The sequence below is a fragment of the Pseudomonas frederiksbergensis genome (assembly GCF_000802155.2).
Lineage (GTDB): Bacteria > Pseudomonadota > Gammaproteobacteria > Pseudomonadales > Pseudomonadaceae > Aquipseudomonas > Aquipseudomonas frederiksbergensis_A.
The window spans coordinates 262,936-286,714 of the sequence record NZ_JQGJ02000005.1 but is presented as its reverse complement, the minus strand read 5'-3'; the positions used below and the strand labels follow the sequence as shown (position 1 = coordinate 286,714).

The 23,779-nt window shown below is 63.3% G+C and carries 21 protein-coding genes; 3 read left to right on the top strand and 18 right to left on the bottom strand.

Translation table 11 applies throughout. The features are described from left to right. Nucleotides 1-65: 65 nt before the first annotated feature. From glcF to glcD, 3 genes are read right to left on the bottom strand one after another with little or no spacing between them, the layout of a single operon-like run. Entirely contained in the window at nt 66-1,283 is a 1,218-nt protein-coding gene (gene glcF / locus JZ00_RS12345; RefSeq protein WP_039589755.1) for a glycolate oxidase subunit GlcF, read from the bottom strand. Between the two features lie 3 nt (nt 1,284-1,286). Continuing rightward, nucleotides 1,287-2,351, bottom strand: coding sequence for a glycolate oxidase subunit GlcE (glcE, locus tag JZ00_RS12340; RefSeq protein WP_039589757.1), 1,065 nt, complete (start codon nt 2,349-2,351; stop codon nt 1,287-1,289). Next, on the bottom strand, nt 2,351-3,850 hold the full coding sequence (gene glcD / locus JZ00_RS12335; protein WP_039589759.1) for a glycolate oxidase subunit GlcD: 1,500 nt from the start codon (nt 3,848-3,850) through the stop codon (nt 2,351-2,353). The genes glcE and glcD overlap by 1 nt, the downstream gene beginning before the upstream one ends. A 232-nt stretch (nt 3,851-4,082) precedes the next feature. On the opposite strand from glcD, the gene glcC reads away from it, so the two are divergent. Then, entirely contained in the window at nt 4,083-4,850 is a 768-nt protein-coding gene (gene glcC, locus JZ00_RS12330; RefSeq protein WP_039589760.1) for a transcriptional regulator GlcC, read from the top strand. 28 nt (nt 4,851-4,878) lie between these two features. On the opposite strand, the gene JZ00_RS12325 is transcribed toward glcC, so the two are convergent. Both JZ00_RS12325 and JZ00_RS12320 read right to left on the bottom strand, forming a co-directional pair. Continuing rightward, nucleotides 4,879-5,286 (bottom strand): ACT domain-containing protein, encoded by a 408-nt coding sequence (locus JZ00_RS12325; RefSeq protein ID WP_039589762.1) that lies wholly within the window; start codon nt 5,284-5,286, stop codon nt 4,879-4,881. A gap of 83 nt (nt 5,287-5,369) precedes the next feature. Next, complete coding sequence (locus JZ00_RS12320) at nt 5,370-6,266, bottom strand: alpha/beta fold hydrolase (protein WP_039589764.1); 897 nt, start codon at nt 6,264-6,266, stop codon at nt 5,370-5,372. A gap of 290 nt (nt 6,267-6,556) precedes the next feature. Between JZ00_RS12320 and JZ00_RS12315 the strand changes: the two genes are divergently transcribed. Beyond that, entirely contained in the window at nt 6,557-8,734 is a 2,178-nt protein-coding gene (locus JZ00_RS12315; protein ID WP_039589766.1) for a PQQ-dependent dehydrogenase, methanol/ethanol family, read from the top strand. 42 nt (nt 8,735-8,776) lie between these two features. Beyond that, nucleotides 8,777-10,213 (top strand): aldehyde dehydrogenase, encoded by a 1,437-nt coding sequence (gene aldA, locus JZ00_RS12310; RefSeq protein ID WP_039590059.1) that lies wholly within the window; start codon nt 8,777-8,779, stop codon nt 10,211-10,213. A 53-nt stretch (nt 10,214-10,266) separates the two neighbouring features. On the opposite strand, the gene JZ00_RS12305 is transcribed toward aldA, so the two are convergent. From JZ00_RS12305 to JZ00_RS12245, 13 genes are all read right to left on the bottom strand, one after another. Next, the gene (locus JZ00_RS12305; protein ID WP_039589768.1) at nt 10,267-12,210 is read right to left on the bottom strand and encodes a sigma-54-dependent Fis family transcriptional regulator; all 1,944 of its coding nucleotides are present in this window, start codon (nt 12,208-12,210) and stop codon (nt 10,267-10,269) included. A 116-nt stretch (nt 12,211-12,326) separates the two neighbouring features. Beyond that, nucleotides 12,327-13,433, bottom strand: a complete 1,107-nt coding sequence (locus tag JZ00_RS12300) for a glycosyltransferase family protein (protein WP_039589771.1) — start codon at nt 13,431-13,433, stop codon at nt 12,327-12,329. Further along, nucleotides 13,424-14,533, bottom strand: coding sequence for a non-hydrolyzing UDP-N-acetylglucosamine 2-epimerase (gene wecB, locus JZ00_RS12295; RefSeq protein ID WP_039589777.1), 1,110 nt, complete (start codon nt 14,531-14,533; stop codon nt 13,424-13,426). The genes JZ00_RS12300 and wecB overlap by 10 nt, the downstream gene beginning before the upstream one ends. Further along, nucleotides 14,530-16,116, bottom strand: coding sequence for an FAD-dependent oxidoreductase (locus JZ00_RS12290; RefSeq protein ID WP_039589778.1), 1,587 nt, complete (start codon nt 16,114-16,116; stop codon nt 14,530-14,532). The genes wecB and JZ00_RS12290 overlap by 4 nt, the downstream gene beginning before the upstream one ends. Further along, nucleotides 16,106-17,389, bottom strand: a complete 1,284-nt coding sequence (locus tag JZ00_RS12285; protein ID WP_082112077.1) for an NAD-dependent epimerase/dehydratase family protein — start codon at nt 17,387-17,389, stop codon at nt 16,106-16,108. The genes JZ00_RS12290 and JZ00_RS12285 overlap by 11 nt, the downstream gene beginning before the upstream one ends. After that, the gene (locus JZ00_RS12280) at nt 17,389-17,796 is read right to left on the bottom strand and encodes a GtrA family protein (RefSeq protein WP_039589780.1); all 408 of its coding nucleotides are present in this window, start codon (nt 17,794-17,796) and stop codon (nt 17,389-17,391) included. The genes JZ00_RS12285 and JZ00_RS12280 overlap by 1 nt, the downstream gene beginning before the upstream one ends. Continuing rightward, complete coding sequence (locus JZ00_RS12275) at nt 17,793-18,650, bottom strand: class I SAM-dependent methyltransferase (protein ID WP_235433078.1); 858 nt, start codon at nt 18,648-18,650, stop codon at nt 17,793-17,795. The genes JZ00_RS12280 and JZ00_RS12275 overlap by 4 nt, the downstream gene beginning before the upstream one ends. Nucleotides 18,651-18,840: 190 nt before the next feature. Next, nucleotides 18,841-19,086 carry a DUF2274 domain-containing protein gene (locus tag JZ00_RS12270; protein WP_023110632.1) on the bottom strand — a complete coding sequence of 82 codons (246 nt, stop codon included), beginning with the start codon at nt 19,084-19,086 and terminating at the stop codon, nt 18,841-18,843. After that, complete coding sequence (locus JZ00_RS12265; protein WP_023110633.1) at nt 19,083-20,354, bottom strand: TraB/TrbI/VirB10 family type IV secretion system protein; 1,272 nt, start codon at nt 20,352-20,354, stop codon at nt 19,083-19,085. The genes JZ00_RS12270 and JZ00_RS12265 overlap by 4 nt, the downstream gene beginning before the upstream one ends. A gap of 2 nt (nt 20,355-20,356) precedes the next feature. Next, the gene (gene trbG, locus JZ00_RS12260; protein ID WP_023110634.1) at nt 20,357-21,349 is read right to left on the bottom strand and encodes a P-type conjugative transfer protein TrbG; all 993 of its coding nucleotides are present in this window, start codon (nt 21,347-21,349) and stop codon (nt 20,357-20,359) included. After that, on the bottom strand, nt 21,346-22,050 hold the full coding sequence (gene trbF / locus JZ00_RS12255; RefSeq protein WP_023110635.1) for a conjugal transfer protein TrbF: 705 nt from the start codon (nt 22,048-22,050) through the stop codon (nt 21,346-21,348). Before trbF ends, trbG begins: the two co-directional genes overlap by 4 nt. A gap of 17 nt (nt 22,051-22,067) precedes the next feature. Further along, nucleotides 22,068-23,444: a P-type conjugative transfer protein TrbL gene (gene trbL, locus JZ00_RS12250; RefSeq protein WP_023110636.1), complete on the bottom strand. Its 1,377-nt coding sequence runs from the start codon at nt 23,442-23,444 to the stop codon at nt 22,068-22,070. Beyond that, complete coding sequence (locus tag JZ00_RS12245; protein WP_023110637.1) at nt 23,441-23,773, bottom strand: hypothetical protein; 333 nt, start codon at nt 23,771-23,773, stop codon at nt 23,441-23,443. Before JZ00_RS12245 ends, trbL begins: the two co-directional genes overlap by 4 nt. Nucleotides 23,774-23,779 lie beyond the last annotated feature (6 nt).

Here is a 23,779-nt window from a genome sequence, read left to right as displayed (position 1 = left end):
CAGATGAGTGCCAAGAGCTCGATTTGCCGGTCGCGTTGATTTCCGTTGTGTTACCCAGGCATGGATCAAGGCAGCGCCGCTTCGACCAGTTCGATCCAATGCCGGACCGGGGTTCGGCCGGCGCCGTCAAGGTGGGCCTGGCAGCCGATATTGGCGGTGGCGATGACTTCGGGGTGTCCGCTTTCCAAGGCATTGAGCTTGTTGTCACGCAATTGCCTGGACAGGTCGGGTTGGGTCAGCGAATAGGTGCCCGCCGAGCCGCAGCACAGGTGGCTGTCGGGCACTGGCGTGAGGTTGAATCCAAGCTTTTGCAGGAGCGCTTCAACCGCACCTCCGAGCCTTTGCGCGTGTTGCAACGTGCAGGGGCAGTGAAAGGCCAGGCGCTGGTCGCTGTGTACGCCGAGCTTGTCCAGCGGTTCGTCGCGCAGCACTTCCACCAGGTCCTTGGCCAGGGCACTGACCCTGGCAGCCTTGTCGGCATACGCCGGATCGGTGCTGAGCAGGTGCCCGTAATCCTTGATAAAGGCGCCGCAGCCGCTGGCGGTTTGCACGATGGCCTCGGCACCGCTTTCGACGGCGGGCCACCATGCGTCGATGTTGCGTCGGGCGCGATCGAGGCCGGCGGCCTGGGCGTCCATGTGATAGTCCAGCGCACCGCAGCAACCGGCCTTGCGAATCGCAGCGACGCTGATTCCCAGCCGATCCAGCACCCGCGCGGCGGCCGAATTGGTATTGGGCGACAGGCTCGGCTGTACGCAGCCTTCGAGCATGAGCACTTGCCGGTCATGGCGGGTGGTCGGTCGTGACTTCGCAGGATGCGTGTTGCGCGGCAACTTGGCTTGCAGCGTGTTGGGCAGCAACGCACGCAATACCTGGCCACTGCTCACCAGCCCTTTGAACAACGCCGGATTGGGCAGCACGCCACGCAACCCCTCGCGCAACAGGCGTTGGCCGTATGGGCGCGGGACTGCCGCATCGACCACCGCACGACCGATGTCCAGCAAGTTGTGATAGTCGACACCTGAAGGACAGGTGGTTTCGCAGTTGCGGCACGACAGGCAACGATCCAGGTGCTCCTGGGTCTTGCGGGTCGCTTCGTTGCCTTCGAGCACCTGCTTGATCAGGTAGATGCGCCCCCTCGGGCCATCCAGTTCGTCACCCAGCAACTGATAGGTCGGGCAGGTGGCATTGCAGAAACCGCAGTGCACGCAACTGCGCAGGATGCGTTCGGCTTCTTCGGCGCGAGGCAACTGGCGGGCGTTTTCGCTCAAGGTGGTCTGCATGGTTCAGAGCTCCGCGTACAAGCGACCGGGGTTGAAGATGCCCCGTGGGTCGAGTTGGCGCTTCAAGTTCCGGTGATAGCGCATCAGCGCGCCGGCTAGCGGTTGGAAGGGGCTGTCGGTCTGGCCAGGGGTGTAGCAGATCGCGTGCCCACCGACTTGTTCGACGAGCGAGCGAATGAAGGTCGCTTCGGCGCCAGACTTGAGCCAACGCTGGGCGCCACCCCAATCGATCAACTGGACGCCCGGCAGCGGCAGTCGGGGCGTAGCAGGTGGCAAGGCGAGGCGCCAGAGGGGCCGCTCCTCCTCGAAGAAATGCAAGCGGTGTTCATTCAAGTCCTGCCAGTACGAAGCGTTGAGCAACTCGCCGCCCAAACGGTCGCGGGCCGCCGCCACCGAGCCTTCTCCGCCCTCAAGCCTCAAGTGCAGGCGCTGGCCATCGTGGCATGCGGCGCTGATCGGCAGGGGTTGCTGGCCCCATTCGGCGAGGCGCGACAAAGCCCGGGCGGCGTCCATTTCCAGGCTGATGCTCAAGGTCTGTCGCGGTTTTGGCAGGACCTTGAGGGACACTTCGGTCACCACGCCCAGCGAACCGTAGCTGCCCGCCATCAAGCGTGACAGATCATAGCCGGCAACGTTTTTCATGACTTCGCCACCGAAGCGCAAGTGCTTGCCCTGGCCGGTGATGACCCGCGTGCCAAGGATGAAGTCGCGCACCGACCCCGACCAGGGGCGTCGCGGCCCGGAGAGTCCGCAGCCGATCATGCCGCCCACGGTGGCGCTGTCACCGAAGGCGGGCGGTTCGCAAGGCAACATCTGCTGTGACGCGTCGAGTATTTCGGACAACTCTGCCAATGGCGTACCACAGCGAGCGGTGATCACCAATTCAGTCGGGTCGTAGCTGACAACGCCCCGGTGGGCGCGGGTGTCGAGGACTTCACCTGCCACGCTGCGTCCGAGGAAGGCCTTGCTGTTGGACCCCTGGATACGCAACGGGGTGGCGTCTTCCAGCGCCTGGTTGACCTGCTCCAGCAGCGCGGCGCTGTTGTCGAAATCCTGTTCGCTGCCCATCAGAAACGCTCCAGTTCGGGGAAGGGCATCTGCCCCAGATGGACATGCATGGCGCCAAACTCGGCGCAGCGATGCAGCGTCGGAATGTTCTTGCCAGGGTTGAGCAACCCGCTCGGATCGAACGCTGCCTTGATGGCATGGAACACGGTCAGTTCATCGCTGTTGAACTGTGCGCACATCTGGTTGATCTTCTCGCGGCCCACGCCGTGTTCCCCGGTGATGCTGCCGCCGACCTTCACGCACAATTCAAGGATCTTGCCGCCCAGCGCTTCGGCGCGATCGAGCTCGCCCGGTTGGTTGGCATCGAACAGGATCAGCGGGTGCATGTTGCCGTCGCCGGCATGGAAAACGTTAGCGACCCGCAAGCCGTATTCAGCCGATAACGCCGCGATAGCCCGTAGCACACCCGGTAGTTCCCGGCGCGGGATCGTCCCGTCCATGCAGTAATAATCGGGCGAGAGGCGGCCCACCGCCGGGAACGCATTTTTGCGCCCGGCCCAGAAGCGCACGCGCTCGGCCTCGTCGCGAGCCTGGCGCACTTCGGTGGCACCGGCCTGTTCCAATACCTTGCGTACCCGGTCGCAGTCATCGTGGACGTCGGCTTCCACACCGTCGAGCTCGCACAGCAGGATAGCTTCGGCGTCCACCGGGTAGCCAGCGTGGATGAAGTCTTCGGCGGCGCGAATGGCCAGGTTGTCCATCATCTCCAGGCCGCCCGGAATGATGCCGGCTGCAATAATGTCACCCACGGCGTGGCCGGCCTTTTCAACGGAATCGAAAGCCGCCAGCAGCACTTTGGCCGTCTGTGGTTTGGGCAGCAGTTTGACCGTGACCTCGGTGATCACCCCGAGCATGCCTTCGGAACCGGTGAACAATGCCAGCAGATCGAACCCGGGCGAGTCGAGGGCCTGGGAACCCAGGGTCAGGTGCTCGCCGTCGACGGTGAGAATGTCGACCTTGAGCAGGTTGTGCACGGTCAGCCCGTATTTGAGGCAATGCACGCCACCGGCGTTTTCAGCGACGTTGCCGCCGATTGAACAGGCGATCTGCGAGGAGGGGTCCGGCGCGTAGTACAAGCCGAACGGTGCAGCCGCCTGGGAAATCGCCAGGTTGCGCACGCCTGGTTGAACCCGTGCGGTACGGGCGGCGGGGTCGATGTGCAAAATGTTGTTGAAGCGCGCCATTACCAGCAACACGCCTTTTTCCAATGGCAAGGCACCGCCAGACAAACCGGTGCCCGCGCCCCGGGCCACGACAGGCACCTTGCGCGCATGGCAGAGCCGAAGTACGCCCTGGACCTCCTCGATACGTCGGGGCAAGACCACCAGCATGGGCGTGGTGCGGTAAGCGGAGAGTCCGTCACACTCGTACGGCTTGAGCTCTTCGGATTGATGCAGGATTTCCAGGTCGGGCAGCTGGGTTTGCAGGGCCAGTAGCAGCGCGTTTTTGTCGACGTCAGGCAGGGCGCCGTCGACGCGTTCGTCGTAGAGAATGTTCATCGTTCGCAGGCGACACTCGCTTGTTTTTATCAGAGGTCTGTTCCGATACGGCTGACTTGCATCATTGGCCCGGGGCGTTCTACTGTCTATGGGGTGCCACGCTGGTCGAACCAGTTCTTTAAGGTCGCCCTCTACAATGATTGAATAAAATCACGTCATAACAGCGGCTTACGCAAGCCTCTGAACGAGCTTGAGCATTGTTTCGAAGCTGGTCATACCAGTAGGAGGGTTGATGGATAGCGAAGAGACGCGCCGTAATCTCCAAGTCGCCGACGTGGTCTGCGAGCGCATCGAGCGCCTGATCGTCGATGGCGTACTCAAGACTGGGCAACTATTGCCTTCGGAGCGGCGGTTGACGGAAAAACTCGGCGTCTCCCGCACTGCGCTTCGCGAGGGACTGAAGCTGCTGCGCGCTCGCGGGATTATCAAGACCGAGCAGGGCAAAGGGTCGTTCGTGGCCGACCTGTCCGGGCATGGCTTGGTGTCGCCGCTGATGCACCTGTTCAGTTCGCAGCCACGTACGCTCTATGATTTATTTGAAGTGCGCAGCCTGCTGGAAGGCGAGTCCGCGCGCCTGGCGGCCTTGCGCGGGACCGAGGCTGATTTCGTACTGATCACCCGCAGCTACGAGGCCATGCTCGATGCCCATGGCCGTCCCTTGGAGGCCAGCGTCCACGCCCGGCTCGACCATGCGTTTCACTTGGCAATCTGCGAGGCGTCGCACAATCCGGTACTGGTGCAAACCTTGCGCTCGCTGACGGATTTGTTGCTCAGTTCGGTATTCGCCTCGGTCAACAACCTCTATCACCGCGAGCCGCAGAAGCGCCAGATCGACCGCCAACACGCCCGGCTCTACAACGCCGTGACCGGCCGCCTGCCGGAGCAGGCACGCAAGGCGGCCATCGCCCACATCCAGAGCATCTGCGAAAACCTCAAGGAAATCGAAAACGAAGAGCAACGCCTGGTGCGTGCCACGTTGCGGCTTGAGGGGTGGGCGTAGCGGCAGCGGCTGGATCAGTTAACCGATATCACTCTCCACCCCCTGACCGAGCAAGCGCTTCCAGAACCTCAATCGCCCGCTGTGCATCTTCCCGCCCCACGAGAATATGGTCATGGTAGTAAGCCGCGATGACGTTGCAGCTGATACCGGCGTTTCCCAAGGCCGTTGCGAAGGCAGCGGTCAAGCCGACGGCGTCCAGGGCGGAATGCACGGTCAAGGTAATCCAGGCGGCGACGTATTCGAAGTCCAGGCCCAGGGCCTTGGCCCTGTTGCGCTCGATGATCACCGTCAGCCCTTCTTTTTCGCGGAAGCTGCCCAGGATCTCCTCGCCTTTGACGAGGTCTGGGTCAGTGACGCAGCAGAAGACGTAATCCCCGTCATTGAGCGTCGGGCTCATTCCGCTGAGTAGTTTCGCGATCGATTTCTCGCCTGACATGTCGGTTCACCGTTCGATGGAATAAGTGAGCCATCTTGCAGGAATTTGCTGGCGGGTGTCGTTGAAGCTGATACCGCCTGTAACTACCTGCCTCCAGGGATCGAAGGGAGCAGGAATCCTAGCACCTCATCGATCAAATGCTCTGGCGCTTCTTCGGCAATGTAATGCCCCGACGGCAACGCTTTCCCTCGCACGTCGATCGCGACTTTTTGCCATTCTCCAAGCGGATCGAAGCAGCGGCCCACGACGCCGTCCGCCCCCCACAACGCGAGCAACGGGATTGAAAGTTTTCTGCCGGCTTGCCGGTCGCTTCGGTCGTGCTCCAGGTCGATGCTGGCGCTTGCCCGGTAATCTTCACACAGACCATGAGCTGCGCCAGGGAGTGCCAGGCAGCGCAAGTACTCGGCAAAGGCGGCGTCGGTGAACGGCGCCATGCCAGCGCTGCGAGTGCCCATGACGCTGCGCAGGTAAAGCTCCGGATCAGCCTCGATCAGCGTTTCGGGAAACGGAGCGGGGCGGATCAAGAAGAACCAGTGCCAGTAGGCGCGGGCGAACGCTTCGTTGGTCTGCTCATACATCGCCAGGGTCGGAGCGATATCCAACGTGACCAAATGCTTCACTGCGTCCGGGTGGTCCATCGCCATGCGACAGGCCACGCGCGCGCCCCTGTCATGTGCCAACACGTCAAATTTCACAAATCCCAGCGCATGCATTAGCTCGATCCCGTCCAGCGCCATTTGCCGCTTGGAGTAGGCGAGGTGCTCGGCGTCGCCTGCCGGTTTGTCGCTGTCACCGTAGCCACGAAGGTCCGCCGCGACCACGGTGAAATGCTTCGCCAGGGGTTCGGCGATCTTGTGCCACATGACGTGGGTCTGGGGATGCCCGTGGAGCAGGAGCAGGCCTTGGCCGCTTCCGCCTTTGCGGTAGTTGACGGTGATGCCATTGACTTGGCACCGGCCCGATTCAAATGAGGCGAACATCGCGTGGCTCTCCTGCTGATGGTTGCGCCTATTGTAGAGCGCACGGGGTCGAGTACTAAGGCACTGCGTGTGACAGCTTTCTTCACGAATCGTGTGCAACTTGGCGCACCTCTGGCACAACTGTCGCGGGGAATGCGACAACTGTCGCACGGCTTCGCGACCCGCTACACGAGCCGAAAGTCCCATGGAACGGGGCTTGCGAAGCGTTTTCAAACGCTGGCATGGGGGTTGCTCCTCTCTTGGTGCGCAGCGCAATGGCTTCGCTACTAATAAGAACCAGGAGTCCCCCCATGACACAGATTGGCCTCGCCGTGCCTACTGCTTCTCGGAACGCGGCCCTTCGCATTCCCCTCAAGGCGCTATTTGTCGTGCTGGCGCTTACCTTCCATACGGTCCCGGCCTGGGCGCAGGACATGCCAGCGAATGTCGACGGCAGGCGCATCATCGCCGCCGACCAGGAACCCGGTAACTGGATGAGCACCGGTCGCACCTACGACGAACAGCGCTACAGCCCGTTGAACAAGATCAGTGACCAGAACGTCGGCCAGCTGGGGCTCGCGTGGAGCTATAAGCTGGACCTGGATCGCGGTGTCGAGGCCACGCCTATCGTGGTCGACGGCGTAATGTATACGACCGGCCCATTCTCGGTGGTCTATGCGCTGGACGCGCGCGACGGTAAGTTGATCTGGAAGTACGACCCCAAGTCTGACCGCAATCGTGCCGGCGAGGCCTGTTGCGACGCGGTCAACCGAGGCGTCGCGGTGTGGAAGGGCAAGGTTTACGTGGGCGTGCTCGATGGTCGCCTGGAGGCCATCGACGCCAAGACCGGCCAGCGCGCCTGGTCGGTGGACACCCGGGCCGATCACTCGCGCAGCTACACCATCACCGGAGCCCCGCGAGTGGTCAACGGCAAAGTCGTGATCGGCAACGGTGGCGCCGAGTTCGGCGTACGCGGTTATGTCACCGCCTACGACGCCGAGACCGGTAAGCAGGCCTGGCGCTTCTTCACGGTGCCGGGCGATCCCAAATTGCCGCCCGAAGACAAGGCCATGGCTATTGCCGCCAAGACCTGGCACGGCGACGCCTATGTGGCCCAGGGCGGTGGTGGCACGGCATGGGATTCCTTTGCGTTCGACCCGGACTTGAACCTGCTGTACATCGGTGTGGGCAATGGTTCGTTGTGGGACCCGAAATGGCGGAGCCAGGCCAAGGGCGACAATCTGTTCCTGTCATCGATCGTCGCGGTCAATGCCGATACGGGCGAGTACGCCTGGCACTACCAGACTACGCCGGGGGACGCCTGGGACTACACCGCCACCCAGCACATGATCCTGGCGGAGCTGCCGATCGATGGAAAGCCGCGCAAGGTGCTGATGCAAGCGCCGAAGAACGGTTTCTTCTACGTGATCGACCGCGCCACGGGCGAGCTGCTGTCGGCCAAGGGCATCGTGCCGCAGAGCTGGACCAAGGGCATGGACATGAAGACGGGCCGGCCGATCGTCGATGACGAGAACGCCGCGTACTGGAAGGATGGCAAGCGCAAACTGGTCACGCCTGCGTTCTGGGGCGCCCATGATTGGCAGCCGATGTCCTACAACCCGAACACCGGTCTTGTGTATATCCCGGCGCACATCATGTCCGCCTATTACGAGCACATCCCCGAGGCGCCGAAGCGCAACCCGTTCAAGAGCATGTACCAACTTGGCCTGCGCACCGGGATGATGCCGGAGGACGCCGATGGGCTGTTGGAAATGGCCAAGGGCTGGTCGGGCAAGCTGATCGCCTGGGACCCGGTCAAGCAGCAACCGGCGTGGGAAGTGCCCTACGTGACGATCTTCAACGGCGGCACCTTGAGCACCGCCGGCAATCTGGTGTTCGAGGGCAGCGCCGACGGCCGGGTGATCGCCTACGCCGCCGACAGTGGCAAGAAACTCTGGGAGCAGCCGGCGGCCAGCGGTGTGATGGCGGCGCCGATTACCTACAGCGTGGACGGTGAGCAGTACGTGACGTTCATGGCCGGGTGGGGCGGCGCCTTCTCGACTTTTGCCGGTGCCTTGTCCTTGCGCGCCGGGGTCCGGCCGTTTTCCCAAGTGTTGACCTACAAGCTGGGCGGCACTGCGAAGCTCAACGAGCCAGCGCCGCTCGCCGACACGCCGGAACCGCCGCCCCTGACCGGCGACCTGGCCGCAGTGGACGCCGGCGGCAAGCTCTACGACGGCTACTGCTCCCAATGCCACGGCATTCATGCGGTCAGCGGCGGTGTGCTGCCGGACCTGCGCAAGCTGACGGCGGAAAAACATCAGATGTTCCTCGGCATTCTCTACGGCGGCCGCGTGCCGGACGGCATGCCGTCCTTTGCCGACGCCTTCACGCCGGAACAGGTGGAGCAAATCCACCAATACCTGATCAAGCGTGCCCACGACCTGCAGCAGGAAGGCGGCGTCTGGAAAACCTTCACCGCCAAATGAATGCCCCTGCATCGTTCTGAAACTGACCGCGAGAGCAAGCACATGACCGAGATCACCGATTACCAGAACTTCATTGCCAACGCCTTCATTCCCAGCGATCCAAGCATCGATGTGCGCAACCCGGCCAACGGCCGGTTGCTGGCACGGGTGCCCGAAGCCAGCGGCGAGCAGGTCGACGCGGCCATTGCCGCGGCGCGCAAGGCGCAAAAAAGTTGGGCCGCCCGCCCGGCCATCGAGCGTGCCGGCTACCTGCGAAAAATCGCTACCAAAGTGCGCGACAACGCCGAACGACTCGCCCATATCGTCACCGCCGAGCAGGGCAAAGTGTTGGGGTTGGCGCGGGTGGAAGTCAATTTCACCGCCGATTATCTGGACTACATGGCCGAGTGGGCACGACGCCTTGAGGGAGAGGTGCTGACCAGCGACCGCGCCGGCGAAAGCATTTTCCTGCTGCGCAAGCCACTGGGTGTGGTGGCCGGCATTTTGCCGTGGAACTTCCCGTTCTTCCTGATCGCTCGCAAGATGGCGCCGGCTCTGGTGACCGGTAACACCATCGTGATCAAGCCCAGCGAAGAAACGCCCATCAACTGCTTCGAATTTGCGCGCCTGGTGGCCGAGACCGACTTGCCGGCCGGGGTGTTCAATGTCGTCAGCGGCACAGGAGCGACGGTAGGGCATGACCTGACCCGTCATGCAGGCATCGACCTGATCAGCTTCACCGGCAGCGTCGGCACCGGCTCGCGGATCATGGCCGCGGCGGCGCCGAACATTACCAAGCTCAACCTGGAACTCGGTGGCAAGGCGCCGGCCATCGTGCTGGCGGATGCGGACCTGGACCTCGCGGTCAAGGCCATCACCGCTTCGAGGGTGATCAACACCGGGCAAGTCTGTAACTGCGCCGAGCGGGTGTATGTCGAGCGCAAAGTCGCCGACCCGTTCATCGAGCAAATGGCCGCCGCGATGGCCGCAACCCGTTACGGCGACCCGTTGGCCGAGGACAATCTGGACATGGGGCCGTTGATCAACCAGGCGGCGCTGGACAAGGTGGCGCGGATGGTCACGGTCGCAAAGGGGGAGGGGGCCGAAGTGGTCACGGGCGGCGCGGTGGCCGACAAAGGCCAGGGCTTCCATTACCAGCCGACGGTGCTGGCCGGATGCGGTGGCGAGATGGCGATCATGCGCCAGGAGATCTTCGGCCCGGTGCTGCCGATCCAGATTGTCGAAGACCTGGACGAAGCCATTGCCCTGGCCAATGACAGCGATTACGGCCTGACGTCATCGATCTACACCAGCAGCCTGAGTGCTGCCATGCGCGCGAGCAACGAGCTGGATTTCGGCGAAACCTACATCAATCGAGAGAACTTCGAAGCGATGCAGGGCTTCCATGCGGGGGCGCGCAAATCCGGTATTGGCGGCGCGGACGGCAAGCACGGCTTGTATGAATACACTCATACCCATGTGGTTTACATCCAAGTCTGATCTGGCGAGAAAAATGCCGGCACCGCAAGGTCGCCGGCATTTTCATGGGCGTATCAGAACAGGTCATTGGGCGCGACGACGCCGTGCTTTTTCATCTTGCGGTACAGCGTGGAGCGGGAGATGCCCAGGTCGGCAGCGGCGGCACTGACGTTCCAGCGATGCTGGCGCAAGGTCGTCAGCAGGCGGCGGGACTCCTCATCGCCCAACTGTTCGCCCAGATTGCCGGCCAATGGTTTGGTATTGGCGGGCAATGACAGCCGCTGTGGCGCCAACACTTCGCTGGGCAAGCAGTCCAGGTCGATGACGCCGTCTTCAGCCAGGGCCACCGCATAACGAAGGCTGTTGAGTAGCTGGCGGATGTTGCCAGGCCAGTGGTAATCGAGCAGGCACCGGCGGGCATCCGTTTCCAGTCGTAGCGAGCGGGTTTCGTCCTGTGCCGCGAGCAGCCGCTCGATCAGCGCGGCGCGGTCACTGCGTTCGCGCAAGGCGGGCAGTGCCAGGTTCATGCCGGCGAGGCGATAGAACAGATCTTCGCGAAAGCGCTTCTCGCCTATCATGGTCGGTAAGTCCTGGTGAGTCGCCGAGATCACCTGGACGTCCAGCGCCACCGGCACTTCAGCCCCCAGCGGCGCGATTTCCCGCTCCGCCAGCACCCTCAGCAAGCGGGTTTGCAAATGGGCGGGCATGTCGCCGATCTCATCGAGGAACAGTGTGCCGCCATTGGCCAGTTCCAACTTGCCCTTCATGCCTTTTCGGTTCGCGCCGGTAAAGCTGCCGGCGCGATAACCGAATAGCTCGCTCTCGATCAGAGTCTCCGGGATGGCTGCGCAGTTGAGTGCGACAAAAGGCCCTGTGCGACGATGGCTGGCCTGATGGATCGCGCGGGCAAAGGCTTCCTTGCCGGTTCCCGTTTCGCCGGTGATCAGGATCGGGATCCCTTTGTCGATCACCTTGCGCACCCGGCGGACGCTCTGTTGCAGTTGAGGGTCGAGGCCGGCGAGTTGTTGCAGGTCCGGGTGAGCGTCAGGGGCAGGACGGGCGATGGGGCGCGAGCGGTGTTGTCGAGAGGGGATTCGCAGTCCGACCTCCAGCAACGCCTCATCCCGAAGACCACGTAGACGAACCCCCAGGGCGCCGCCGTTGCTGAGTTTGAGCAAATCGTCCATTGTGGTGGGTAGCACGCGATCGATGGCTGTGCCCAGCAATGCCGGCCCCTCAGCCAGGTCCAGGGCTACAAAGGCTGCACGATTGGCGCCGATGATGTGGCCGCTCTCATCAAGGGCCAGCAATTGTTCGTTGGCCAGGTCGGCGATTTCATCGAGGGGCTTGAGGGACAAGGTCAAGCGGTCGCGGTAGCTCTGGCGGAAATGTGCATTTTCGATCAGGCGCGCGTACATGATCACCAGTTGCAGCGTCAGGTACTGGCTTTCCCGGGGACCTTTGCTGTTCATGCAAGTTGCGTTCAGGCAGCCGCGCAGCAGGCCTTGGGCATCGAATATGGGCGCTACCGAACAGCTCAGGCTGAAATTGGACGCCAGGAAATGCTCCTCCCGATGAATGATCAACGGCTGCGCGGCGGCCAGGGTTGTGCCAATGCCATTGGTGCCCACCACCGATTCCTCCCACTGCGCACCCACCACCAGCCCTGATTGTGTATAGATGTCGGGCTGGTCGGGCAGCCGGGAGTCCAGGGTGATGCCACGTTCGTCGCTCAGCAGTACGGCGAAGCCGGCGGGCACCACGCGCCGGGCCAGACCGCTGACCCCCTGGCTGGCAATGGAAAGATATTGCTGGTGCTGTTCCTGATGCCGACGGATGTCCTCGGCACTGAGTATGTTCTTGCGGCTTGCCGCGCCAGGGTCGAGCCGATGCTCCACGACGCTGCGGTACCAGGACTGTGCAATTACGCCATCGGGCTTGAGGCCGCGTCCGGAAAAATGATCGTTGACGAAGGCCGCCAGTTCGCTGGGGATCGGCTGCGCGCTATGCAGGGTCATGAAAGGCTCCCATCGGGCGTGACGCCCGCGCAGGGCTCTCACGGCAATCTTGTTATTAGGGGATGGTCTGCGTTGCAAGTATCAACCATAGACGCTGGCGCGCGATTTTTCAGCCATCATTCTCCCTTCAAAAGATCCACCGTAGAAAAACGACCCGCCCAACGATGTGCCTCGCGAAACTGTTCGACAGCAGAACGATCAGTTCGGCTGGCAAGCGCTTCAACGATGGTCTTACGCAGATCAGTGTCTTCATCCACGATCCAGACGCCAGGTTCCTTGTCCCGCGAGGCCATTTCACCGAAGCGGGTGCAGAGGACGGGCAGGCCGAGGGCACGGTATTCGTAGTATTTGATCGGGTCGACCGAAGCGGTCAGGCGGTTGAGCTTGAACGGGATCAAGCCCACTGAAAACGTCGCCATCGCCGCGATTGCGCTGGCGTGGGAGCACTCGGGGAGCAGCTCGATGTTGGCGGGTAATACGCGACGTGGTGGGGTGAAGAGCGGGCCGATCAGTCGGACCCGGTGTGCTGGATTGGCCTGCGCCAGCGCGATGACCAGATCCCAATCGAACCAACGACCCAACGTGCCGACATAGCCGAGCACTTGTTGTTTGGCGCCCAGGTCGAGGCTTTCAACCGGTGCCAGTTGCTGCATGTCGCAGGCGTTGAGGGCCAGTTCTATCTGGTCGGTCATGCCCCGGAGCTTGTCGTGAAGCGGGCTGGAGGAGGCCAGTACTTTATCCACCCGTTGGATGACCTGCGCCTGGCGACGCGCCATGGACCTGCGTGACAGGCCTTGGTAAAACGCCGGGAAATCATCCATGGCATCGTAGACGGCATGGCTGTCAGGGATGAGCGCCAGCAGTTGCAAGGCCAGTTCGGAAGGTTTTCCGACGCAGATCCTGCAAGGCGCTTTTGCGGAAAATGCCGCAGCCTCCCTGAGCAGGTTTTGCCACAGCCGCTTGAGCAGCATTGCCGATCCCGGCAGGGGCTCGATGGGTAGACTGCGGGGTTTGCGGACCTGCAACCAGGGAGGAACGCTGGCGTTTTGTTGGCCGGCGACCGGCGGCTTACGCCTGAAATCGCTCAGCGTTGGCAAGCGCGTGGGATACGGATCGATCCAGAGCACTGGCGCTCCAGTCTGGTGGTGATACCAATTGACGAAGTGATGAGGCCGCTGGCTGAAGCTGGCCCATGGCACCGGCGACAAATAGATCATGCGCATGATTGGAAATACTGCTTCAGGACTTTGACGATACGGGCTGCGGCCTTGCCGTCGCCATAGGGGGAAACCCCATGTGCCATGCTTCGATAAGCCTGCGGGTCATCGAGCAGACGCTGTGCCTGTTCGACGATAGTGTCCCGGTGGGCGCCTACCAACTTGACCACGCCAAGGTCGACCGCCTCCGGGCGTTCGGTTTCCTCTCGCAGTACCAGCACCGGTTTGCCCAGGGCCGGTGCTTCTTCCTGGACTCCTCCGGAGTCGCTGATGATCAGGTACGAGCGTTTCATTGCCGCGATGAACGGCGCGTAATCCAGCGGTGCGCAGAGAAGGATATTCGGGGACTGGCCGAGCAGGCGATGCGCGACATCCTTGACGTTCGGATTGGGGTGGACGGGATAGAGTATCTGGATGTCCGGGTTTCGTTCGGCCAGGCACTTGAGTGCCTGGCAAATATTCTGGAACGGTTCGCCGAAGTTCTCCCGGCGATGGGCGGTGACCAGTACCAGGCGCTTGCTGGAATCCAGTGGAACAGCCAAGGCTGATTCCTGTGCTGCGGTCATCAGCAACGCGTCTATCACGGTGTTCCCGGTCAGGGTGATGGCACTGGCCGCGACGCCTTCGCCCCGCAAGTTTTCCACGGCGCGCTGGGTGGGCGCGAAATGCCAGCGGGTCAGCTTGCTGGCGATCACCCGGTTGGCTTCCTCGGGGAACGGGTTGTCGAGGTCCCCGGTACGCAGGCCGGCCTCGATATGGCCAAAGGGAATCCGCAGGTAGAAACATGCCAGCGCAGCAGACATGACCGTGGTCGTATCGCCTTGAGCCAGCACGACATCCGGTTTCTCGCCTTGCAGCACGCCGTCGAGCTCAAGCAGCAAGCGTGAGGTCAGTGTCGCCAATGACTGGTTGGGCCGCATGATGTCCAAGTCCAGGTCGGCGGTGATTGCGAAACCGTTCAGGATCTGGTCCAACAGGCCTCGGTGCTGGGCGGTGGCGAGCACTTGGCAATCGATGTGTCTTTCGGCTTGGAGCGCCTTGATCACCGGGGCCATCTTGATGGCTTCCGGGCGTGTACCGACGATGCAAAGTACCTTGCGAATCATGCCTTTTGATTTCCCATCGTTGTGGCAAGAGAGCGGGCTATCCGGTCCGCGTTCGCCATGAGTGTCAACGTGTGGGACTTTTCGGTCAGACTGGGCAGACAGGCACCGTCGACAATGTGCACGCCGCCAAGGCCCGCGACTTCGCCCAGGCTATCGGTCTGTCCGAGCTTTGGCATCGAGTGCATGGGCAGGGTTCCCGCATAATGGATATCCGCTCCCGGCCTGCCGAGGGTGAAGCTCATGGGGATCAACAGCGCGCCCATTCTCCAATAGATCCGGCGTAGCCTGGCCTCGGCAGTCTTCATGAGTGTTGGCAGGTCGGGATGCACTTGGCCGGTAATGCTCAACGAACCATCGGGCGACAAGCGTGCCGTGTTGTGGGACAGGTGCCCGGGCAGGAAGATGTTTCCCACAAGGCAAGCGCTCAGCAGGTTCTTCAGCAGTTCGATGCTGTGGCGTTTGCTCATGGGGATCCGGTTGACAAACTCGCCCATCGGTAAACCAGTGGTACTGAACGTCGAACCGAAGGCCGTTGCAGTGGACGATAGCTCAAGGGCGAACGAAAGCTGCCCCAGGCCAAAGGTCGGCCCCCTTGGGGCGCCGAGCATCTTTGGCAGCCATAGCAGGAAGGCCGCGGTTGGCGAAGACAGCAAGGGTATCGGGGCGTAATGGTTCAGGCGCTTGAGGGCGAGCCGGGTCGAGGCCAGGGTGCCTGCTGCCAGCAGCAGGCGCGTCGCGCAAAACCGCCGGGCGGAGCGACGATCGTTGATCATCCATGAACCGTCCTGTTTCAACAGGTCGTCCACCAGAAAATCCTGGACGTGCTGGAAGCCGGGGTATTGCTTGAGCTTTTTCAGCTCTTGAGAGGCGCTGTACAAGGCTTGGTTGTGACAGCCCCACAAGCAGTTCCCAGACAAATCACAGGCCTTGCGTTCTTCCAAAGGCTGGCTCAACACGGCGACCCTGGAGCGACCAAGACGGAAGCCCGGATCGGTAAACCCCGGCCAGCGCCGGGCGTACTGATCGAGCAGGCGCCGGTGCAGGGCATCCAGCGGCAGCGGTGGCTGCGACCACTCATCGAGGCCGAAGTAGCTCGACAGGTCATCGTCGACCCGGCCGCTGATACCGATGCGCCGAGCGACGGTTTCGTACGACGCCTGCATCTCGGAATAATCTATGGGCAGCCCGGCAAAATCGCCCGCACTGAGCGTTGCTACGCCGCAGCCCCAGGCATTGGACAGGCCTCCGGTTGCCAGTGAGCCGATGCCGATGAAATTATCGGTCTCGATGCGGTTGTCGGCGTTGAATCGTTCGAAGACATGGGCGTGGGTCGGTGTCTTCAACTTGGGCGATACCGCATCCAGCTGGTTCAAGGCGTGAAAGTTATCGCCGATCATCCATTTCCATTGATGCTCATCGTTCGCCCTGGCGTCGAGGAATGGGCGGCTTGGCGGCTTTGAAGGGCGCGTATCGGCCTGGGCATCGACCATGAGGACTTTCAGGCCTGCCTTGACCAGCGGATAGGCGGCTGAAGTCCCGGCCGGGCCGCTGCCGACGATGATTACATCGAATTCAGGCGCCACGATGGGCTTCACTTCCGAGCAAAAGCTGACGGGCGAAAGGGCGGCACGCCAGCGCCGCCACTTTCCACGCCAGTGCGCTGGCCAGGGTAAGTCCCAGCGCCGCCACGGTCACCGGCAGGCTGCGCGGGGGCAGCGCGCCAAGGAACACCTGCGCCCCTTGTGGGCTGGCTTCGGCGATACCGAGTGCAACTTGCAGGCGCCAGGCCAGCTCCTGGCCGTCGGGCTTGCCCAGGATGCCGGCGTCATCCAGGAGCGCCATGAGCATCGGCCAGCGCATCAGCCAGCGAGAGTGAAGAATGGGGCAGGTCCTGCCCGCATGCTCCAGTGCCCTGGTGTAGCGAATGACCAGGTTTATTTGCGGCGGACGTTTGAGCAAATACCCCAACAGCGCCGCCGCTTCCCGGAGGAGACCGCGACGTCGGCCATGGCCGGAGCGATGCATGCCGTAGGCAAGGGGGCGCAACCGGAGGCCGAGTCTTTGCAGGGAACGTTCGGTGTCCATGGGCGGCAGCAGGATGAGGGAGAAAATCCGCTCCAGGCCCAGTTTCGTACTCAGCGATTGCCCGAGTGACCGGCGCAATAGCCTGAGCAGTGCCACCGGTACCGGGATTGGCAGCCGAAGGGCACGGACCCGATGCGTTGCAATCGACATCAGGAACCGACCAAAGGCAATCGGTTGCACGGCGCCCACGTTGAGGATTTCGGCACGAATGTCATCCCGCTCGGCAACGGCCAGTATCGCGGCCGCGAGGTCGTCGACATGAATGGGCTGCACACAGGGTGCCGGGATGAGGATCGGTATGAGCGGGCTTCGCCGAACCAACCCCGACAACAAGCCAAAGAGCCCATGTTCGGGGCCACCATAGACCTGGCCGGGGCGGATCACCGTGCCGCCAGCCGCCAGCACAGGTTGTTCGATACGCCACTTGGTCCGGCCATAAACGCTCGGGGTGGTGGCCTCGGCGGTCTGGCTGGAGATGAAAATGAACTTGGCCGAGCCTTGCCGGGCGCATTCGATCAGCGCCTGGGCTGCCCTGACTTCGCCGTCCGCGTCGTTATGGACAGCGTTCGACGTGTGGGCTGCCAGATGAATCAGCGCTTGGGCGTCGGCCGGACAGTTGGGCGCCGGGTCGCGTAGATCGTAGGGAAGCCAGGCATAAGCCGCGGGGCACGGCTCGCGCGTGGCGCAAATGACTTCGTGTCCGCGTGCCGCTGCGAGGGCTGACAAGCGTTGACCGATGTAGCCGGTCGCGCCGGTAATCACCAATTTCATCAAGTACCCTCCGCGCGGTCAGCCGGAACGGGCGGGCGCGTGCCGGAATGAAACACGAACAGTTTGCTGATCCAGTAGGTCAGGGCCACACAGAGCACATCGCAGATCAATTTAACCGGGCCGGGGCTGTCGACGAAATACAGGCCCACGCTGAACAGCGTCGAAGCGACCGGGATGTTGATGGCGAGCAGCGAGAAGTAGCGCACCGCCTGGGCTTTGCCGCTGCCGTGGGTCGACTGGAACGTGAAGTGCCGATGCACAAAGAACGCGAACACACCGGCGATGGCCTTGCCGGCAATGTTGGCCAGGACGGGATGGCCCTCGAAAAACGCGATCAACAACAGAAAAGCACCCATGTCCAACGCATAGGCCATGAGTTGGATGGCGCCGTACCGGATAAAGGTCAAGACGCCCTCCTGAGCACCACGATGTGATGCAGCGCCAAGACCCGTCGCAACGGATGCAGCAGTTTTTCGATGACCTTGAGTGCGGGGATCAGCGCGTCAGGCAGCAACTGGCGAAAATTCAGGCCGCCGGAAATCAAGTAGCGCAGATAGTTGCCGCCGATCTCCTGATGGACAATTTCCAGGCCAGGGTACTTGCGTTCGAACGCCTGCCTGTCGCGCACGAAGACGATGTAGCTGAGGGCCTGGTTGGCGCCGTTCATGGGACCGGTCGATGGCGTTTCCCAGGAAGGGTAGTGCATGTCGAACCCTTCGGATTTGAACAGACGCTTGTAGAGGAACGCGGCAAAGGGGCCATGGAAGGGTTCGATCAAAATAGCGCCGCCGCCGATCTTGAGGGTCCTTTCCAGTTCGGTGAAAAACCGCTCGGGATGAGGAAAGTGGTGAAAACAATTTTGGCAAAAGAAAGCCCGGACCGACTGATCATCAAGGCTCATTGCCTCGGCATCGAGTGCCATGTCCAACTGATCGGTGCAGACAATGTCGGTGGCCAGCACTTGCGGGTATGAGTTACGCATGGGCGAGACGCCGGCCCCCAACTCCACCTCAAGGCCCCCGACGGTGAAATAGCGCTCTGCCAGGCGACGGAGCACGTGGTGGAACTCCACGAAGACTTCCCGCAGCATCCGTTTGCGCCCGAGCACTTTGGCGTGAAGTTCGAGGCGCTCGATGCCATCGACGTCCAAGGCCTTGAGCGAGGGGTCCGATAAAAAATGTCCGCTGTCAAGTCTTTGGCGCAGGGATGCATCGGCGCGAAAGGTCTTATGGGGCAACAGGTTAGGCCAGATTTCGGCCATCGCGTACGCTTGTCTCTTTTCGAGCTAGGTGCCGGATAGGCGCTTCGCGGCGGCAAACCCAGGGGCGGCACAGCGGGCAAGGTCGCATCGTCATCATAGCCCTAGCGTGTCACAAACCACCTCTCAAAGCGAAAGCGCAGCCCTCGGGCTGCGCTTTCATCGTGCGCGTATGGCGGATGCGTCTGCATCGTCAACCAGGCTTAGGGGCTGCGGCCTTGCCCACACTTCCCTTCCTGAATCCTCGATCCCCCGCCATAAAGGCTTCGAGCATGTGCGGGATCAGCGTGGCCGCATCAACCGCTTCGCCATACGCCTGCGCGTGCAGCGCGGCGTAGGCATCGAGGTCGGCTTTCAGGCTGGCCGGGCAGGAGAAGGTCAGCTTCATGACTTCATGGCGAGGCAGAGGGCCAAGCCGCAATTTCCTGGTCGTGCTCATCGTGAAGTTCCCTTGTTGAAAAAGAGCGGCTGATAGGCACGCAACACCAGATCGCGCGCCACGATGATCCGCACCGGCAAGCCGGGCCGGCTGGTCAAGGTCGGCTGGATGTTGAGGTTGCGCCGGGTCATCTCCTGGCCGACCTGATTGATGCTGTCCTGCGCGCTGTCGCGCCCGGCGATGATGATGCGATCGCCGTCCTGCCGGTTCTCCGGCGCGGCCAGCTCGGCGCCGATGCCTAGCAGCGTGGTCAGCGCCGCGCCGGCAAAGATGCGATCCCAATGCCAATCCACATCGTCTTCCAGGCCGGCATAGCCGGCCGGGTCGGTGCCGGCCAGGTTGTCGAGCGTGAGCGATGACGTGTCCGGCAGGATGATCCGGTTCCACACCACCTGCACCCGGCTCTGCCCGTAGCTGACCTGGCTGTTGTAGCGGCCCAAAATGCGCGAACCCTGCGGGATCAGCAGGAAGCGCCCGGTCGCCGTGTCATAGACCGGCTCCGTCACCGTGGCGATCACGTCGCCCGGCAAGTCCGACTTGATGCCGGTTACCAAGGCACCTGCGATCACCGTTCCGGCCATGACCTGGTACGGCGAAGCCGGCAGGGTCAGGTTGCCGGAATTGCGGGTTTCCGTAGAACCACCTTTCAGAAAAGCCTCTTTCTGGTCTTGCCGGTTCTGCACGGCGGTCGGGTCGGCAGGCAGGGCCGCCGTCGAAGCCGGCCCTGCGGCCATCGGGTCGAAGGCCGCATTGGCGGCGAAGCCCGGCGCGGCGGCGACCTGCGACTGCGCGACCGGCGCAGCCGCCTGCGCACCCGAACGGAAGAACACGGACGAAGCCGCGGCCGCTTCGGCTTCCTTGCGCAGCGCGTCGTTCGGATCGTGGCCGGGGGCCGCATAGGCGGCCGTCACCGGCTGCTGCGACTTCACGATGGCCGGGCCGAGATCGCCCGGCAGCGGCGGCCCCAATTCGGGAACGGCGGGCGGCAGCTTCGAGTAATCCGCCGGCAGCGCATCCAGCCCTTCCGACTTCGAGACGCGATCGACGTTGTAAAGCTCGGCCTGCTCGCTGGCTCCGCGCCTCTGCGGTTGCAGCGACCACATCAGCGCGCCGAGCACGGCGACCGCGAGGCCGCCGGCAAGGATGGCCAGGGTGCGCCGGTTCAGGCGCGTGACCGGGCGCGGCTGCGCGCGCAGCGCCACCGCCTCGGGCGCGATCTTGTCCGCCGCCTGCGGCGTGGCGAGGTCGGGAGTGTCGTCCTGGCTCATGGTCAGTTCCTCCGCGCCACGCCATCGGTGCGCTCGATGCGTACCACGTCGCCGCCATCGCCGCCCAGGCGCAGTTCAGCCGCGCCGAACAGCCGATCCACGATGTAGTACGGCGAGCGGAAGCGGTAGTTCACCAGTTGCCCGTCGCCCTGCGCACCAATGACGAATAAGGGCGGCAATTCGCCTTGCGCGATGCCGGGCGGGAACTGGATATAGACCTTCTCGCCGTCGTCGAAGGCGCGCAGCGGCTTCCACGGCGGATTGCTACCGCTGACCGCGTAGCGGAAACGGATCTTCTCCAGCGACAAGCCAGTATCGACCGGCGCGGCGGCGCTGGCCGCCTGCGACTGGCGCTGCAAGGCCAGCATCCGGTCTTTCGGATAGTCCCAGGACACCGAGGCCATCCACGCCTTTTCCGTCGAGGTCAGTTCCAGCAGGTAGGTGCGTCGGCTGGTGGTGATGACCAGATTGGTTTTCAGGCCCGAGCGGATGGGCTTGACCAGCACATTGACGCGCAGCGCTTCGCCGCTGCCGCTGGACGTATCGCCCACGATCCAGCGCACGGTATCGCCAGCGGCGACCGTCATCAGTTCCTCGCCGGGCTGCAAGGAAACCACGGTCACGCGCCCCGGCGCGGCATAGACCTGATAGAGCGCGCCGTCCGTGAAGGGCCACACCTGAATCGCATTGACGTAGCCCTCGCGGGTCGGCGCGATGCGCGCCTCGGCGTTGGCGCGCGAAACGCGCACCTTCTCGTCGGCTGGCTCCGGCGCAGCCGGGGCCATATCGACCTCCGGCAGCGGCTTCAACTGCGCGGGCAGCGCCAGCGGCTCGGGGACGGCCACGACTTCGACCGGCTTGGGCGGCTCGGGCAGCGGTTGCGCCTGCACCGGCCCATCGAGCGAAATGACCGGAGGCGGCTTGCCCTGCGAGGCGCAGCCCGCAAGGGCAAGCAGGATCGACGGCAAAGCGTAAAAGCGGAAAGGCAGGTTCATGGCTTGGCTCCTTCGGAAGAATCCAGTTCGCGGCTCCACGCCAGGCCATTGACGTAGATGCCCAAGGGATTGCGGCGCAGGCGTTCTTCGGTGCGCGGGGTTTGCAGGACGATGGACACCACGGCCGTCCACCGCTCCAGCCCGGCGGCCGCGCCGTTGACATAGCGGCGTTCCGTCCAGCGCACGTTGAATGACGTGTCGCTTGCGCGGACGACACTGGTGATCTGCACCGTCACCGACTCCTTGCCGATGCGCGCGAACGGGTCATTGGTGCGGGCGTAATCGTTGAGCGCGGCCGCGCCTTTGTCGGTCGTGTAGTCGTAGGCGTCGAGCCAGTTCTGCCGCACGACGATGGGATCGACGGACAGCGAGCGAACCATCGTCACAAAGCGCGCCAAGTGGTGTGCGATCTGCGCATCGCCTGGCCGGTACGGCGTGGCGGCTTCGCCTACGGCGCGCACCTGGCCGGCTTCATCCACCTCGATGACATAGGGCGTGACGATGGACTGCGCCGAGCGCCACACCAGGCCACCGGCCATCAGCAGTGCCAGCACTAGACAACCGAACGCCATGAGACGCCAGTTCTTCGCCTGTACGCGGGCCGAGCCGATACGGTCGTCCCAAACTTGGGCGGCGGATTGGTATGGGGTGGCAGGCTGCGGCGTGTCGGCATAGCGCACCTGCGGTCGCTTGAATCGCATGGGTTTCTCCTTGAAGGTCAGGTATCGGAATCGCGCAGGCTCGGGCCTTGCCCGGAGCCGCCGCCGTCGCCCCCGCGAAGCGTGTGGGCGGCGGTGGTCGCGGCATGGGTGATTTGCTGGCGGCGGTGCATCCGCTTGGCCCAGGCGGGTTGTTCCTGCTTGGGCGAGCCGGCAGCACCGTCTGCTGCTTCGCCAGCGGCGGCCTGGCCTGCGCCAGCAGCGCCAGCGCCTGTGCCGTTCCAGCCGGCGCGGAATGAATCGGCCACCTTCTGCCCGGCAGCGGAAGCGCCAGACGCGGCGCGGCGGCCCGCCGCCTGTGCGCCCGTCTTGGCGACATTGCCTAGGCCAGCCGCTGCACCCCTGGCCCCGCCGCCAGCAGCGGCGGAACCGGCCTGGAACGCCGAGCGGGCGCTACCAGCCGCCGAGGTCGCGGCACGCGCACCCGCGCCGGCCAGCTTGGCGGCGGCCGGGGCCATGCGCGCTCCAGCCATGACCGCGCCGCCCACGCCAGTAGCGGCGGCGCCGATGGCAACACCCGTGCCGACAGCACCAACCGCCGCGCCGGCCATCGCGCCCGCGCCGAGTTGCGGCGCACCGGACACGAGGCCCGTGGCGATGCCGGGGCCGAAGATGCCGAGCGCCAGCAAGGCGAGCGAGGCCAGCATCACGACCAGCGCGTGGTCGATGGATGGCTCGTCGGGGTGAACCTGGAACTCCGTGAACAGGCCCGATCCGATGCCGACGATGACGGCCAGCACCAAGACCTTGATGCCTGACGACACCACGTTGCCGAGTACCTTTTCCGCCAGGAAGCTCGTCTTGTTCCAAAGCGCAAACGGGATCAGGACGAAGCCGGCCAGCGTCGTCAGCTTGAACTCGATCAGCGTGATGAAAAGCTGTACCGCGAGCACGAAGAAGCACAGGATCACCACCAGCCAGGCGAGGAACATCACCACGATGGGGTCGATGTTCACGAACACCTCGGGGAAGCCCGCCATGTCGCCGATCTGTTCCAAGATCGGCGCACCCGCGTCGATGCCGGTCTTTGCCAGTCGCCCCGGCTGAAGAAAGTTCTCCATCGTGATGGCCGAGCCGGTGGCAGTGATGCCCAAACCGGCGAACGAGCGGAACACGATGCTTGCCAGCCAGTTGAAGTTGCCGATGATGTAGGCGAAGGCGCCGACGTAGAGCACCTTGCGAACCAGTTTGGCGATCACGTCCTCGCCTTGGCCAGTCGCATGGCTCATGGCCCAGTACAGTCCCGCGATGGTCATGTCGATGACGATGAGCGTGGCCGTCAGGAACGCCACCTCGCCTTGCAGCAGTCCGAAACCGGAGTCGATGTAGCGCGAGAATGTATCGAGGAACTTGTCGATGATGGTCACGTCATTCATGGCGTGTCCTCCGTAGCGGCGAGCGGCGCATCACCAGCGTCATCGGTGGGCGTGTCGAAGCTCGCCGGGATCGGTGGCAGGTCGGCCAGCGAGCCGTATTCGTCCGGCCCGGTGTGGCCGGCGAAGAAGCGCCGCCGGAAGGCGTCGGCGGCGGCGCGGCAAGCGTCTTCGCCCACGGCCTGCCGGTCGGCCGCGCATTGCGCGCGTAGCGCCTTGAGCCGCACGGCATCGGCGGCCAAGGTCGCGGCCAGGTGTTCGGCCGGTTGCTGGCCGCACGCGGTCAGCAGCACGGCCAGCAACGAAACCGGCAGGACGTGAACGCATCGCATGGCCGC